The following is a 13,820-nucleotide window of genomic DNA, read 5'->3' on the forward strand; positions in this document are numbered from 1 at the left end:
GGGAATTTTATACGGCGGCCGGCGGAGCATCATCTCCGCGCCTGTGGATAAGTGCACGCAGCGGGCCGGTGAGCGGCCTACCGTGAGGCGACTCGGGCAACGTATTGGGGGTGCAGGGCGGCTGGACACCACCACCTGGCTGCACGTCAGCGCATACCGATACCGCAGGAGGCGCCTGGAGCGCGCGTTGCTGGGTGGCGATCATCGCGCGGTCGACCGCTCGCGGCGGATTGCGCTGGTGCTTGGTGCTGTGCTTTCGGCGGTGGCCCTGGCCGGAACCGGCTTGATGGGTCGCCTGCGACCGCAACTCGCACTGTCCGACGCACCGATTGCCATGGGCCAGGTATCGGGCGCCTTGTACGTGCGGGTGGGCGACACCTGGCATCCGGTGCCGAACCTGGCCTCGGCGCGGCTGATCGCGGGTACGGACGCCAATCCGCGACCGGTGCGGGAGTCTGACCTGGCGCGCGCCAAACGTGGCCCGTCTCTCGGCATCCTGGGCGCACCGCAGCAGCTCAGCCCGGCGCTGCCGGCGGCGGAGTCGGTCTGGACGGTTTGCGACGGCGAGGGTGACGCGGGGACAACTGTGCTTGTCGGGCCACCGGCGGGGACGTCTGAAGGCGCCTTGGGCGCTGACCGCGCGTTTCTGGTCGCCACCGATCCCGGGGCCCAGCCCTACCTGTTTTACCGCGGTTCCCGCGCGTTGGTCGACTTGACGGATCACGCGGTGGTGCGCGCGCTGAACCTCTCGGGGCAGACTCCGCGTATCGTGTCGCCGACTTTGCTGAGCGCCGTCCCCGAGGTACCGGCCATCGCCGTTCCCCGAATTCGACAGGCGGGCGGACCGCCGCGAGCATGGCTGCCCGGGATTCCGGTGGGCACTGTGTTGCGGATCACACGCGCAGGGGGCGAGGAGCACTACGTCGTGCTGGCCGACGGGGTTCAGCGCATCGGGCAGGTCGCCGCAGACCTGCTCCGGTTCGGCGACGCGCAGGGCAGCGTCAACGCCGTCACGGTAGCGCCCGACGCGCTGCGTAACGCACCGATCGTCGACGGATTGCCGACCGCTGCGTTCCCCGAGCGGGCGCCTGTGTTGGACATGACTGCGGTGGTGTGCGCGGTCTGGACGCCGGCGCGATCGGGTCCGGCCGGTATCGCCCTGGTGGCGGGCAGCGCTGTGCCCCTGCGGGCCGGAGAGCAGCCCGCGAGCTTGGCGCAAGCCGACGGCCGCGGGCCGGCCGTGGACGCCGTCCAATTACCGCCTGGCCGCAGTGCGTTTGTGTCGGCGCAGCCGCTGACCGGCACCAGCCCTCGCAGCGCGCCGCGCTTCCTCGTAACCGAGAGCGGAGTGCGGTTCGCCGTTGCCGACGACGAGGCGGCCCACGATCTCGGTCTCCCGACGACGCCAGCGCCTGCACCGTGGGCGGTGCTGGCGGCGTTGCCATGCGGACCGGAGCTGAGCAGGGCGAAGGCGTCAGTCGGCCGGGACACGCTGGCGCCGTAGTCGCCGGAGCGTGACTGAGGCTACGGCCACCAGCAGCACCACGAGACAGCTGGCGGCGCCCCGAAAAGCGGTGTCGCGCGGCCGCTTGTCGGACGGCTGCCGTGTCGTTGGTGCGGGCAAGTCCACCGGCCTCGAGCCGGGTGTGCCGATCTGCCCGACGGTTCCGGTGCTGATCGCGGCCAGCGCGTCGATGACGCCGTTGCCGACGGCCGGATCCCAACCCGCCGGCGGATGGTGGGCGGTCGTCTCGATGCGCTGCATCACCCCACGCGCGGTCAATGCCGGAAAACGCGCCCGGATCAGCGCGGCAAGGCCGCTCACCACGGGCGCGGCATAGCTGGTGCCGGACAGCGGTTGTCCGGCAACGCTATTGACGATCCCGTCGTTGATCGGGCTCAGTGAGGTCACGCCCTCACCGGTCGCGGCAACGTCGACCCAGGGCCCGGCCAGGGTGAAAGAGGACGGCACGCCCTGAGGATTCACCGAACCGACGGTCAGTACGTAGTCGTCGTACCAGGCGGGGCTGACGGCGGCCGGTTGCGGCGGGCACTGCGATGCGCCGCCGCTATTGCCGGCGGCGGCCACCACCACCGCGTTCTTGACGTCGACCGCGTATGCGATCGCCGCGCCCAGGGCGCGGTCGTCGAGCGTGTCTGCGGACGCGACGCATGCCACCGACGAGATGTTGATGACCGTCGCGCCCATATCCGCTGCGGTACGGACTGCTTTCGCCATTGTCTGAACATCGCCGAGGCCCCGACCGGACCGGTCGCCTACGGGGGAGAACCGGGTGCTGGATTGCCGGATACTGATCACCGTGGCCTCGGGCGCTACGCCACTGAGCTGGTCGGTTTCGGAAGCCCTCGCCGCGATTATCCCGGCCACCAGCGTGCCGTGTGCGTCGCAGTCCTGGGTACCGTCACCAACCGACACGTAGTCACCGCCGGCCACCAAGCTCGATAACCGGGGGTGGCGCCGGACACCGGTGTCGATCACCGCGACACGTTGCCCGGTGCCCCGGCTGAGCTGCCAGATCCGCGGCAGGTCCATGTCAGCGACCTGGGCAGGCATACCGGTCAGGGCCGGGTCCGCGGCTGCCGCCGCGCACACCTCTCGCTGCACGGTGGGCGCGGACGGAGACGGTAATGCGGCTGCGGGTAGCCAGTTTTCGTCGACCGGTGGTGGTGAGACCGCACGGGCCAACGGTGTGGAGAACGGCGCCATCAACGCGGCCGCGAGCAGCAAGCGAGCCACCGCGCGGGCCGTCACGCGCTCAACAGGTCCAGGCCGCGGACTGCCCCGAAGGCGCCACAGGTCCAACAAGCCAACGGCGCGGCTGCGGCCAGCGTCACACACCCCAGAGCGTCGACGCCGCGCCGCGCGACCGGCGAGAGCGAGATTGAGGGTGCGATGAAGCCCAGGTACATAGCCGCTGCGGCCGAGGCCGTCGTCACCGCGGCGATCCACGGTCCGCGGGGCGGCAAGTGCCCGGCCGCGATCACCAGAACAACTGCGGCAGTGACCATTCCGGTATAGGCGAACACCAACTTTCGTCTGCGATCCAGCCGGGCGTGCAGTAGCAGCAGTCCCGCCGTCAGGGCGGCAAGGAGAATGGCCCGCCGGCTGGTAAGCGCGGCGACCACGGCAGCCGTGCCGGCGCCGACCGCGAAAGCGGCCCGCAGACTGGTCAACCAACGATCGGCGTGAGCTGTGTTGTCTGCCACTGTCCTGTCGTCGGGGAGTCCAGGTGACAGACCGGCCAGCCGCATCGAGAGCCGGGGTGCCACCTCAATCAAACCCAGACATGACAGCGCGGTCACCGCTCCGACGACGTGGGGCGGTGCCGCTGTCAACACGGCGGTCGTCGCGGCCGCCGCGCCGATCAGCGCGCAGCAGGCCAGCGCGGTCAATACGGTTACCCCGCAGGAGATCAAGCGCATCGACACGACGGCCGAGGCGGCAACCGCCATGGCGGCGAGCAGCACGTGCGGACCGCCGGGGGCGCCAGGAACGGCGACCAGCCCAGTGAGCGCGGCGAACATGGCGGCGATAAGGCTCAAGGTCAGCGCGGCCGTGGACTGGCGGTAGATCCGCTGTACCGCTGCGGCCAGGAACAGCGCGGCGACCGCTGCGAAGCCCGTCGTAAGAGCGCTATTCAGATCAGGTTGATTGGTGCTGAACGTGTTTCGGATCAGCGCTAGCCCACCGGCGGCGGTCACGGTTACCGCACCGAGCGCGGCGGTGACGTGGGACGTATCCCGCGGCTGAGCCGGATCGCCCAGCCCGGCCAGTGCCGTCTCGGCCTCGTCCGTGCGGGGTCGGCTGGGTGGCCGGGGCGCTTCGCGGTGCAATACGAGCGTGGCGCCGTCTTCGATGCCGTTCTGCGCGAGGGTCGTCGCACCTAACAGCGGTGGTCCGCCCAAGGTACAGAGCAGGTGGCGGTCTGGCACCGGGTCCGGACCGCCGAGCAGGTCGACGATGGCCGGGATCAGTGCGGTTACTGGGAGGTCGGCGGGCAACGCTAAATCGACGTCGCCGCTGCCGCTGTGGACGGCGACGCGGCGCATATTGGTTGTGGATACTGGGTCCATCAGCGGGACGGTAATCGGACCTCGACTCTCAAGTTTCCCCTTGTCCACAGGTGGCTTGCGACGAAAATCTGTGCGGCATAACGTCGTCGAACTGTGACAGTGGTGACCGAGTGATCGAAATCGCTGCACCGCCCGAGGTGCCGCAGACGGAACCGAGCCGGCTCGCCGTGCTGCTGCCCGTTGCGCTGTCAGCCGTTGCAATGGCAGTGGCTGCCGGTGTAGCGGTCGCCGGCTCGCCGGTGGCTCGTAACCCGACCTATCTGCTGTTCCCGGTGATGATGTCGGCCTCGGCAGTGGTGACCGCAATCGCCGGTCGGGGTCGGCGCCGCGGCGCGTCGATCGATGCAGACCGTGACGAGTACCTCGCGTACCTGAGCGAGATGAGCAGTCAGGTGACCGAAGTCGCCGGTGCGCAATACATGTCGCTGATCCGGGAGTTCCCGGAACCCGAATGTCTGTGGACGTTGAGCGCTGATCCCCAGCTGTGGGCGCGGCGGGTGAGCGACTCCGAAGGCGCCCGGGTCCGGGTTGGAGTCGCGAGGCAGCCGCTCGGCACCCGTCTGGTTGCCGCCCGGATTCCGTCTGAACGGCGCTGCGATCCGGTCACCGTGACGGCGATGCAACGGTTTCTCGAATTGCATGCCACGATCGAGGCGCCGACAGTGCTGCGGCTGCGCCCCGGTCACGCGGTCACGGTCGACGGGGACGGCCGGCAGGTGCGGGGCATGCTGCGCGCCGTCGTTTGCCGGCTCGCGTGCTGCTATGCGCCGGAGGACATGTCGATCGTCGGCGTCGGCGTCGGGTGGGATTGGCTGAAGTGGTTACCGCACAATCGTCATCCCGGACTGACCGACGGGTTGGGGCCGGCGCGAATGGTGTATCGCAGCGTCGCGCAGGCCCGTATCGCACTGTCCGCGGGGGCGGCGCCGCTGGTGGTGGTGATCGTCGACGTGCCTGACGCCGAGCCGGTCCCGGGTGCGATAAGTCTGGTAGTCGGCCGTCACAGGACATCCATCGTGATCCGGCACGCAGACGGGCAGCAGACATTGACCTGCCCGGACCAGCTTTCTGAGCTTGAGGCAACCGTGTGCGCGTGCCGCCTGCTGGCCCGCGCCGGCACGGCACCGCTCGCAGGGGGCGGCCTGTTCCTCGATTTTGACAACCCGATTGCCCTGTGGCGCAACCAACGCCGGCGCGACCGGCTGAGTGCCCCGATCGGTACCGCAGTCGACGGGCAACCGGTCAACCTGGACATCAAAGAAGCGGCCGAACAGGGCATGGGGCCGCACGGGCTGTGCGTGGGAGCCACCGGGTCGGGAAAGTCGGAACTGCTGCGCACCGTCGCCCTGGGCATGATCGCGCGCAACTCACCCGCGGTGCTCAACCTGCTACTGGTGGATTTCAAAGGCGGAGCGGCGTTTCTCGACTTTGTACCGGCACCGCACGTGGCGGCCGTGATCACCAACCTTGCCGACGAAGCACCGCTGGTCGTCCGAATGCGCGAATCGCTTGCCGGCGAGATCAGCCGGCGACAGCGGCTGCTCCGCGCGGCGGGCTGTGCCAGCATCAACGCCTACGAGCAGCGCCGCGCGGACTCCGATCCGCTACCAACACTTTTCATCATCGTCGACGAATTCTCCGAGTTGCTCAGCCAGCATCCCGACTTCGCGGACATGTTCGTGGCAATCGGCCGGCTGGGGCGGTCGTTAGGGATGCACCTTTTGCTGGCCAGTCAGCGCCTCGATGAAGGAAGGCTGCGCGGGCTCGAGGCACATCTGTCCTATCGCCTGTGTCTGAAGACCTTGTCCGAGAGCGAATCACGAACCGTGCTCGGTACAACTGATGCCTACCACTTGCCCAACGCACCGGGTGCCGGCCTCCTGCGCACCGCCGGCGGGCAGCTGATCCGATTCCAGAGCGCGCTCGTCTCACAACCGGGTGCGCCCGCCCGGCCCATCAGCACCGAGCCTGTGGTGCCACGGAGGTTCACCGCTGAACCCGTCGGGGAAATCACCGAAGCCATCCCAGTGCCGGCGCCGTCCGTCCTGGACGTCGTCCTCGCTCGGGTCAGGGACCAAGGACCGCCCGCGCACCCGGTATGGCTGCCGCCGTTGAGCACTGCGCCGACCGTTGGCTCGCTGTTGCGCGACGGCGAGCTGGCGGATTTGTCCGTGCCGATCGGTGTGGTGGACCGGCCCTACGAGCAGTCGCGCACTGCGCTGATGGTCGAGTTGTCCGGCGCCGCAGGCAATATCGCGGTGGTGGGTGCGCCCCGGGCGGGCAAGTCGACGGCACTGCGCACGCTGCTCACCGCGCTGGCCGCCACTCACGTCCCCTCGCGGCTGCAGTTCTACTGCCTGGACTTCGGTGGCGGAGGGTTGTTCGCGCTCGATGATCTGCCGCACGTCGGCGCGGTGGCCGGGCGGTCCCAGCCTGGACTCGTCGGGCGCATCGTCGCCGAACTGGAATCGATTCTGCGAACGCGGGAGTGCCCCGCCCGAGACGGGCGCGGTATGGACTCCCCTGATGTGATACTCGTCGTCGACGGCTGGGCGGTGCTAAGCCAGCAGTTCGACGGCCTCGAAGAGACCATCACCAGAATTGCGGCGCAAGGACTTTCGTACGGTGTGCACGTCGTGCTGTCGGCATCGCGCTGGGCGGAGATCAGGCCGGCGCTGAAAGACCAGATCGGCACGCGCATCGAGTTGCGGCTCGGTGATCCGGCGGACTCCGAACTAGACCGCAGGCGAGCCCGAGAGGTGCCCCGCGACCATCCCGGTCGCGGTCTGAGCCCCGAGGGCCTGCACATGCTGATCGCGCTGCCGGAGCTGGAGAGCGTCGACTTCCGCCGCGACGGTTCCGCGGCGCCGCCGGTACCGCAGATGCCCGCCCGGGTGAACCACGGGGGCATCCTGGCCGGCAGCGTGGCCGGCGCCGACGGACGGATGCTGCTCGGGCTCGGCGAACCCCGCTTGCAGCCGGTCTTCGTCGATCTCGACAACGGCCGGCACCTACTTGTATTGGGCGACAACAGATGCGGGAAATCCGCGACCCTGCGCGTCCTGTGCCGGGAGATCACCCGCACCAAGACTGCCGCGCAAGCCCAGCTGTTCCTGGTCGACTACCGGCGCACCCAGATGGGTGTCGTCGAGAACGGGCATCTGGGCGGTTATGCCATGTCGCCGGCGGCGTTGACCAGGGTGCTGCCGGACCTGATCGGTTTGCTCCGAAACCGGATGCCCACCGCTGACGTCGGTCACGCGCACCTGCGAACGAGGTCCTGGTGGACCGGTCCCGACGTCTATGTCGTCGTCGACGACTATGACCTGGTCGCCGCCTCGACCGGCAACCCGTTGCTCGCGCTGCTCGAATACCTGCCGTACGCAACAGATCTCGGGCTGCACTTGGTGGTGGCGCGACGCAGCGGAGGTGCCGCGCGTGCCTTGTACGAGCCGCTGCTCGCCGGCCTGCGCGATCTCGGTTGCATAGGCCTGATGATGAGCGGACGCGCCGAGGACGGCGTACTGCTCGCCGCCCAGCCTGTCGGGCCGTTGCCGCCCGGCCGCGGGGTGCTGATCACCCGCCCCGGTGTCGAACAGGTGGTTCAGGTCGGCTGGGCCGCGCCGGCATGACCCCACACCGTGCCGTCATCGCAGCGGGACCGACCGGGGTGCACCGGTTATGTTGTGGTACAGCTGATTTCAACGATGTCGGTCTGGCCGCGCTGGAGGCGATCGACGATCCAGTGGGGCTGCTGGGGGAGGAGCCCGTCTCGGTCGGTTCACTGTGGACGACCGCACTGCGCACGCTGGCGGACGGGCATAGCGGTGGCCCGATCGTCGTGCACCCGTCCTGGTGGCCGACTCCACGAGTTGGCGTGATCACCGCGGCCGCAGCCACCCTGACCGAGGCCACCGTGCAGCCGCGGTCGTGGCTGACTCGCGGAGGGTCCGCGGATTCGACGGTGGTGGTGGAAGTCGCCGACCAACTGGTGGCGATCGCAGGACGCGAGGTCGTCGCGGTGTCGCGCCGGACGGAAAAACGGCTCCCCGGGAAGGTGGCAGACGCCGTCGGGATGACGACGCCATATGGTGCGGTGCTGCTGGATGCGCCCGGCGCAGTGCCGGGCGCACCGCTGCTCGCGGGGGAGATCGCCGCCGCCCTCACGGCACGCGGGCACATCGTGACGAAGATCGACGACGCCGCGCTGCACCGACGCGCCGCAGCAGCCGCGAAGATCAGTGACCAGCTCGGCCGACCAGCGTCGGTGCGGCCGCGGCCCCGAGTGCGTGTTGCGGCCTCGGTCGCTGCCACGGGCGTCGTCACCACGCTGGTCACTGTCTCGGTGCCGGCCACCGATGCCGGGGGTCCGCCCCGATCGCCGGAGCCGCAACCGGCCCCGACGACAGTGCTGGTGGAAGGCCAGGTGGCGCTGACCGTGCCGGCGACCTGGCTGACCCAGCGGGTAATCGCCGGGCCCGGCTCGGCCCGCGTTCAGGTCACCTCGCCGGCGGACCCGGAGGTGGCGCTGCACATCACCCAATCGCCGACACCGGGCGAGACGCTGACTGGCGCCGCCGACCGGCTCAGACGAGCCATCGACGCCGAACCTGCGGGGGTGTTCGTCGACTTCGACCCGTCCGGCCTCAGCGCCGGCAGACCCGCCGTGACCTACCGCGAAGTCCGGCCGGGTCACGACGTGCGCTGGACAGTGCTGCTGGACGGATCCGTGCGCATCAGCGTCGGATGCCAGAGCCGGCCCCGCTCCCCGGATGCCGTCCGTGACGCCTGCGAGCAGGCCGTGCGTTCGGCCCACGCGGTCCAGTGACCTGCTAGGGACAAATAGACGGAACCGAATCGGGTCCGTGACGGTCCAATCCGGTATGAGCACCCTGAATACCGATTTCGACTTGATGCGCTCGGTCGCGGCCACTACGGATACCCGCAACGAGGAGATCCGTGCGATGCTGCACGCCTTCATCGGCCGGATGAGCACCGTGCCCACCTCGGTGTGGGGAGGCTTGGCGGCGGCGCGGTTCAAGGACGTCCTGGACCGTTGGAACGCCGAGTCGACGCGCTTGTACCACGCCCTGCACAGCATCGCCGAGACCATCCGGTCCAATGAGGCCGCGCTGCGCGAGTCCGTGCACAGCCACGCCCAGCACATAGCCGCGGCGGCGGGCGCACTGTGAACGAGGCTGCGCTGTCGTACAACTTCGACGCGATCGAACACTCAGTCCGCCAGGAAATCCACACCACCTCCGCACGCCTGGAAGCCGCGCTCGAGGAGCTCCGATCCGGTATCGCGCCCCTGCAACAGCTGTGGACCCGCGAGGCCGCCGCGGCCTATCAGGCCGAACAGCTCAAGTGGCATCAGGCGGCCACCGCACTCACTGAGATCCTGAACCAGCTGGGTCACGCGGTCCGTGACGGCGCCGACGAGGTGGCCAGCGCCGATCGCCGGGCTGCCAACAGCTGGGCACGTCCGTTTTGACCTGCGGGGATGCCGATCGGTAAGCTGCTCCGTTGGCGTGCGGTACGCCGGGGCTCGGGTCAACGTCGGTCGCCGAGAACAACCCCAGCCGCAATCGCCTGACCGGCCCCCGGCTCACCCCGGGATCCAACCCGAGCTACCCGGCTCGCAGAGAAAGAGGTAAGCGCTGTGCCTACATACGCGCCCAAGGCGGGTGACACCACCAGGTCGTGGTACGTCATCGACGCCACGGACGTGGTGCTTGGCCGCCTTGCCGTCGCGGCAGCCAATCTGCTGCGTGGCAAGCACAAGCCGACGTTCGCGCCCAATGTCGATGGTGGTGACTTCGTCATTGTCATCAACGCCGAAAAGGTCGCCATCAGCGGCGACAAACTGCAGAGCAAGATGGCCTACAGCCACTCGGGTTATCCCGGCGGTCTGCGCAAGCGCAGCATCGGCGAGCTGCTGGACAAGCACCCCGGCCGCGTGGTGGAGAAGGCGATCGTCGGCATGCTGCCGAAGAACAAGCTGAGCCGGCAGATCCAGAAGAAGCTTCGCGTCTACGCGGGCCCGGAGCATCCGCACACCGCTCAGCAGCCCGTTCCGTTCGAGATCAAGCAGGTGGCGCAATGACCGAGACCGTGGAAACCACCGAGGCGACCGAGACCGCGGCCGAGGACACGGCCGCCGCCGAATCGTTCGTGTTCGAGCGCCCCATCCAGACGGTCGGCCGCCGCAAGGAAGCCGTCGTCCGGGTTCGTCTCGTCCCGGGTACCGGCAAGTTCGACCTCAACGGCCGCAGCCTAGAGGACTACTTCCCCAACAAGGTGCACCAGCAGCTGATCAAGGCCCCGCTGGTCACCGTTGAGCGGGTGGACAACTACGACATCTACGCGCTGCTGCACGGCGGAGGCCCGTCCGGCCAGGCCGGCGCCCTGCGGCTAGGCATCGCCCGCGCGCTGATCGTCGCCTCACCGGAGGACCGCCCGGCGCTGAAGAAGGCCGGGTTCCTCACTCGCGACCCGCGCGCCACCGAGCGCAAGAAGTACGGCCTGAAGAAGGCCCGCAAGGCGCCTCAGTACAGCAAGCGCTGATCAGTCACTGGCAGGCTGCGGGCGTGTATCGCCCGCGCGATATCTATGCATGTTTCGGCGTGTCGCGGGTACTCGACGCACGCTCGCAGCCAACAGTGGTTATCTGCACGCTCGCCATGTGTGAGCCAACTGTGAGAGGTTTGTCCGCATGGGTCGACTATTCGGCACCGACGGCGTACGCGGAGTCGCCAATCGTGAGTTGACCGCCGAATTGGCGCTCGCCCTGGGCGCCGCGGCGGCGCGCCACCTGGCGGACTCGGCCGGCCCGGGCCGCCGCGTCGCCGTAATCGGCCGGGACCCGCGCGCCAGCGGGGAAATGCTGGAAGCGGCGGTGATCGCCGGCCTGACCAGCCAGGGCGTCGACGCCTTACGGGTAGGAGTGCTCCCCACTCCTGCGGTGGCCTATCTGACCAGCGCCTACGACGCCGACTTCGGTGTGATGATCTCCGCGTCGCACAACCCGATGCCCGATAACGGCATCAAAATCTTCGGCCCGGGTGGCCACAAACTCGACGATGACACCGAAGACCGTATTGAGGACCTGGTTGCCGCTGGCCCAGGGTTGCGCCCGGTGGGCGCGGGCATCGGCCGCGTTCTGGACGCCGCCGACGCGGCCGACCGCTACTTGCGCCACGTCGGGAAGGCCAGCACCAGCCGCCTCGACGGGCTCACCGTGGTCGTTGACTGCGCGCACGGCGCGGCGTCCGCGGCGGCCCCGGCCGCCTACCGCGCGGCGGGCGCCCGGGTCATCGCCATCAACGCCGATCCCAACGGCCTGAACATCAACGACGGGTGTGGTTCGACGCACCTGGATTCGCTGCGGGCCGCGGTCGTCGATCATCGCGCTGACCTGGGCTTGGCCCACGACGGCGACGCCGACCGCTGCCTGGCCGTCGACGCCAACGGCGAGCTGGTCGACGGCGACACCATCATGGTGGTGCTGGCGTTGGCCATGAAGGAGGCCGGTGAACTCGCCTCCGACACGCTGGTGGCGACCGTGATGAGCAACCTCGGGTTGCATCTGGCCATGCGCGCGGCCGGGGTGACGGTGCGCACCACCGGCGTCGGCGACCGCTACGTCCTGGAAGAGCTGCGGGCCGGCGGCTACAGCCTCGGCGGCGAGCAGTCCGGACACATCGTGATGCCGGCGTTGGGCTCCACCGGTGACGGCATCGTCACCGGGCTGCGGCTGATGACCCGCATGGTGCAGACCGGTGCCTCCCTGGCCGTCCTCGCGTCGGCAATGCGGTCGCTGCCGCAGGTGCTGATCAACGTGCAGGTGGCGGACAAGGCCACCGCCGCCGCCGCGCCGTCGGTGCGCGACGCGGTCGACCGGGCCGAGGCCGAACTCGGCGACACCGGACGAATTCTGTTGCGGCCGTCGGGAACCGAGCCGATGATCCGGGTGATGGTGGAGGCCGCCGACGAGGAAGTCGCACAACGGTTGGCCGGAACCGTGGCCGAGGCGGTCAGCGCCGCCGGCTGAGCCGGGAATCTTGCGGGAACCCCGACGCCGCGGGCGGCGTCGGATTAGGTATGAGACTTGATAACGGGGCGGTGCGTTCGGTCGCCGGCCAGTTCAGCGCGGCGGCCGAACTGATCGACGACGCAGCGCGAATGCATCTAGGGCACTTGGCGTTTGATGGTGCCCGAGCGGGCCGGTCGTACGCGGCAAGGGGAGATGCGGTGCGGGCCGGGCTGGCCGGGTTGGTGGCCGACCTGGCGCGGTGGTCGCGCGCGGCCGCCGAAATCGCCGTTGCGCTGCGGGTGGGCGCCGACCGCTGCGCGGACGCCGAGTTGTCTGCCGCCGCCCGGATCGCCTGATGATCGATCGATTGGACGTCACCGGACGCCTGGCCGAAGGCCTCCCGGCCGTCGAGCACACCGAGACCTATGCGCGGGCCTGCCATGATCCGCTGCCGGTCCGTGATCTGTATGGCAGTGAAGACGGACTCGATCTCCATGCGCTGAACGCCGATTGTGCACGGTTGCGGGAGGCGGGCACCGTGGTCGCCGAGGCCCTGCAGTTGCAGCGCACGCAGCTTGCCGCACTGGCCGAGGCGTGGACCGGAACGGGAGCCCAGGCCGCCGTTGCGTTCATTCAGCGCCACTGCGACGCGGCGAATGCCGTCATCACCGAAATCCAAACGGCCGCCGCGCAACTCGAGTCGCTACGGGACAACCTGTGGCACCTCGTCGACTCGCGAGTTGCGACGACCGTCGCCGTCGATCAGCGCACCGAGGCGCAGCGCCCGGTGTGGCTGGCCGCGGCCGCCGCCGTCACCACCGGCGCGGCCGATCGGACGCCCGCCCAGGAAGTGGTGGACCGGCAGATAAAACCGTACGTGGACAACGTAATTCGCCAGGATTGGATCACCGCTATGCGTTCCACGACGGCGGCTGTGGCCGCGTCGTACGACATCGTCGTCGACCGACTGGGCGCCGTGCCGCGAGCCTCGTTCGAGATTCCCAGCGATCTCGGGCCGGGTAGCCCCCTGGCGGCGGCGGCCACGGCTACGCCCGCGGTCGTCACGGGCCTGCCGCTGGTTCCGGTTTCCAGCGGCGGCTCATCGTTTCCGCCACCGTCGGTCGCCGCAGCGCCGTCGGCAGCTCCGGGGCCGGTGGCGCCGAATGTGCCACTGACACAGCCGGACTGGGGAACGGGGCCGAGTGGTGCTTCTGGCATGTCGGGCGGCGGGTCCGGCACGTCCGGCGGGGGCCTGGGCGGTGGCGGTGACCTCAGTGGTCTCGGCGGGGTTGGCGGGCTCGGCGGTCTCGGCGGGCTCGCCGGCCGGATCGTCCAGGCGATGGGCGGTCTGCTGGATTCGACGGCCGACCCGCCCGGCGACGACGCATTGGGAGCAGACCCCGACGACGATCCGGACGGGGAACGGAAGAAGCCGCGCCATCCTGGGGATGACGACGCAACACGGGTCGCCAAGACGTCTTCGCCGGGTCAACCGGCGGGCGAGCAACCCCCGCCCCTACAACCGGCGGCCGAGCCGTTCCCGTCCGGTCAACCGGCCGGGTCATCGCCGGCCGGTTCTCCCGCGGCCGCTCCGGCGGCTCAACCCCCGCCGGCCCAGGTCCCGCCCATGCCCGCAGGGAAGACGCCCTGCGAGATCGCCGCGGACGAGCTGCCGAAGGCGGGGCAATGA

The 13,820-nt window shown here is 69.4% G+C and carries 12 protein-coding genes; 10 read left to right on the forward strand and 2 right to left on the reverse strand.

The window, feature by feature from the left end:
• Positions 1-82 precede the first annotated feature (82 nt).
• Positions 83-1,504 (forward strand): type VII secretion protein EccB, encoded by a 1,422-nt coding sequence (eccB, locus tag BN972_RS03250; protein WP_280531797.1) that lies wholly within the window; start codon positions 83-85, stop codon positions 1,502-1,504.
• On the opposite strand, the gene mycP is transcribed toward eccB, so the two are convergent.
• The gene (gene mycP, locus BN972_RS03255; protein ID WP_390176176.1) at positions 1,475-2,773 is read right to left on the reverse strand and encodes a type VII secretion-associated serine protease mycosin; all 1,299 of its coding nucleotides are present in this window, start codon (positions 2,771-2,773) and stop codon (positions 1,475-1,477) included. The two genes, eccB and mycP, sit on opposite strands and share 30 nt — an antisense overlap.
• On the reverse strand, positions 2,770-4,095 hold the full coding sequence (gene eccD, locus BN972_RS03260; protein WP_235192353.1) for a type VII secretion integral membrane protein EccD: 1,326 nt from the start codon (positions 4,093-4,095) through the stop codon (positions 2,770-2,772). The genes mycP and eccD overlap by 4 nt, the downstream gene beginning before the upstream one ends.
• A 110-nt stretch (positions 4,096-4,205) precedes the next feature.
• On the opposite strand from eccD, the gene eccCb reads away from it, so the two are divergent.
• From eccCb to BN972_RS03305, 9 genes are all read left to right on the forward strand, one after another.
• Positions 4,206-7,727 (forward strand): type VII secretion protein EccCb, encoded by a 3,522-nt coding sequence (gene eccCb, locus BN972_RS03265; protein WP_036352851.1) that lies wholly within the window; start codon positions 4,206-4,208, stop codon positions 7,725-7,727.
• Positions 7,724-8,923: a type VII secretion-associated protein gene (locus tag BN972_RS03270; protein ID WP_036352856.1), complete on the forward strand. Its 1,200-nt coding sequence runs from the start codon at positions 7,724-7,726 to the stop codon at positions 8,921-8,923. The genes eccCb and BN972_RS03270 overlap by 4 nt, the downstream gene beginning before the upstream one ends.
• Positions 8,924-8,978: 55 nt before the next feature.
• Positions 8,979-9,287 (forward strand): WXG100 family type VII secretion target, encoded by a 309-nt coding sequence (locus BN972_RS03275; RefSeq protein ID WP_036352859.1) that lies wholly within the window; start codon positions 8,979-8,981, stop codon positions 9,285-9,287.
• The gene (locus BN972_RS03280) at positions 9,284-9,589 is read left to right on the forward strand and encodes a WXG100 family type VII secretion target (RefSeq protein WP_036352862.1); all 306 of its coding nucleotides are present in this window, start codon (positions 9,284-9,286) and stop codon (positions 9,587-9,589) included. Before BN972_RS03275 ends, BN972_RS03280 begins: the two co-directional genes overlap by 4 nt.
• Before the next feature lie 168 nt (positions 9,590-9,757).
• Positions 9,758-10,201, forward strand: a complete 444-nt coding sequence (gene rplM / locus BN972_RS03285) for a 50S ribosomal protein L13 (RefSeq protein ID WP_036352863.1) — start codon at positions 9,758-9,760, stop codon at positions 10,199-10,201.
• Positions 10,198-10,662 (forward strand): 30S ribosomal protein S9, encoded by a 465-nt coding sequence (gene rpsI / locus BN972_RS03290; protein WP_036352865.1) that lies wholly within the window; start codon positions 10,198-10,200, stop codon positions 10,660-10,662. Before rplM ends, rpsI begins: the two co-directional genes overlap by 4 nt.
• Positions 10,663-10,810: 148 nt before the next feature.
• Complete coding sequence (gene glmM / locus BN972_RS03295) at positions 10,811-12,148, forward strand: phosphoglucosamine mutase (protein WP_036352867.1); 1,338 nt, start codon at positions 10,811-10,813, stop codon at positions 12,146-12,148.
• A 50-nt stretch (positions 12,149-12,198) separates the two neighbouring features.
• The gene (locus tag BN972_RS03300; RefSeq protein WP_036352870.1) at positions 12,199-12,486 is read left to right on the forward strand and encodes a hypothetical protein; all 288 of its coding nucleotides are present in this window, start codon (positions 12,199-12,201) and stop codon (positions 12,484-12,486) included.
• Positions 12,486-13,820, forward strand: coding sequence for a hypothetical protein (locus BN972_RS03305; RefSeq protein WP_036352874.1), 1,335 nt, complete (start codon positions 12,486-12,488; stop codon positions 13,818-13,820). Before BN972_RS03300 ends, BN972_RS03305 begins: the two co-directional genes overlap by 1 nt.

The sequence above is a fragment of the Mycobacterium asiaticum DSM 44297 genome (assembly GCF_000613245.1).
GTDB classification, from domain to species: Bacteria; Actinomycetota; Actinomycetes; order Mycobacteriales; family Mycobacteriaceae; genus Mycobacterium; species Mycobacterium asiaticum.

Excerpts from the sequence above, each read along its gene's own strand:
- BN972_RS03270 (WP_036352856.1), top strand. The coding sequence starts at position 7,724 with ATGACCCCACACCGTGCCGTCATCGCAGCGGGACCGACCGGGGTGCAC.
- rpsI (WP_036352865.1), top strand. The coding sequence starts at position 10,198 with ATGACCGAGACCGTGGAAACCACCGAGGCGACCGAGACCGCGGCCGAG.
- BN972_RS03275 (WP_036352859.1), top strand. The coding sequence starts at position 8,979 with ATGAGCACCCTGAATACCGATTTCGACTTGATGCGCTCGGTCGCGGCC.
- eccD (WP_235192353.1), bottom strand. The coding sequence starts at position 4,095 with ATGGACCCAGTATCCACAACCAATATGCGCCGCGTCGCCGTCCACAGC.
- BN972_RS03305 (WP_036352874.1), top strand. The coding sequence starts at position 12,486 with ATGATCGATCGATTGGACGTCACCGGACGCCTGGCCGAAGGCCTCCCG.
- BN972_RS03300 (WP_036352870.1), top strand. The coding sequence starts at position 12,199 with ATGAGACTTGATAACGGGGCGGTGCGTTCGGTCGCCGGCCAGTTCAGC.
- glmM (WP_036352867.1), top strand. The coding sequence starts at position 10,811 with ATGGGTCGACTATTCGGCACCGACGGCGTACGCGGAGTCGCCAATCGT.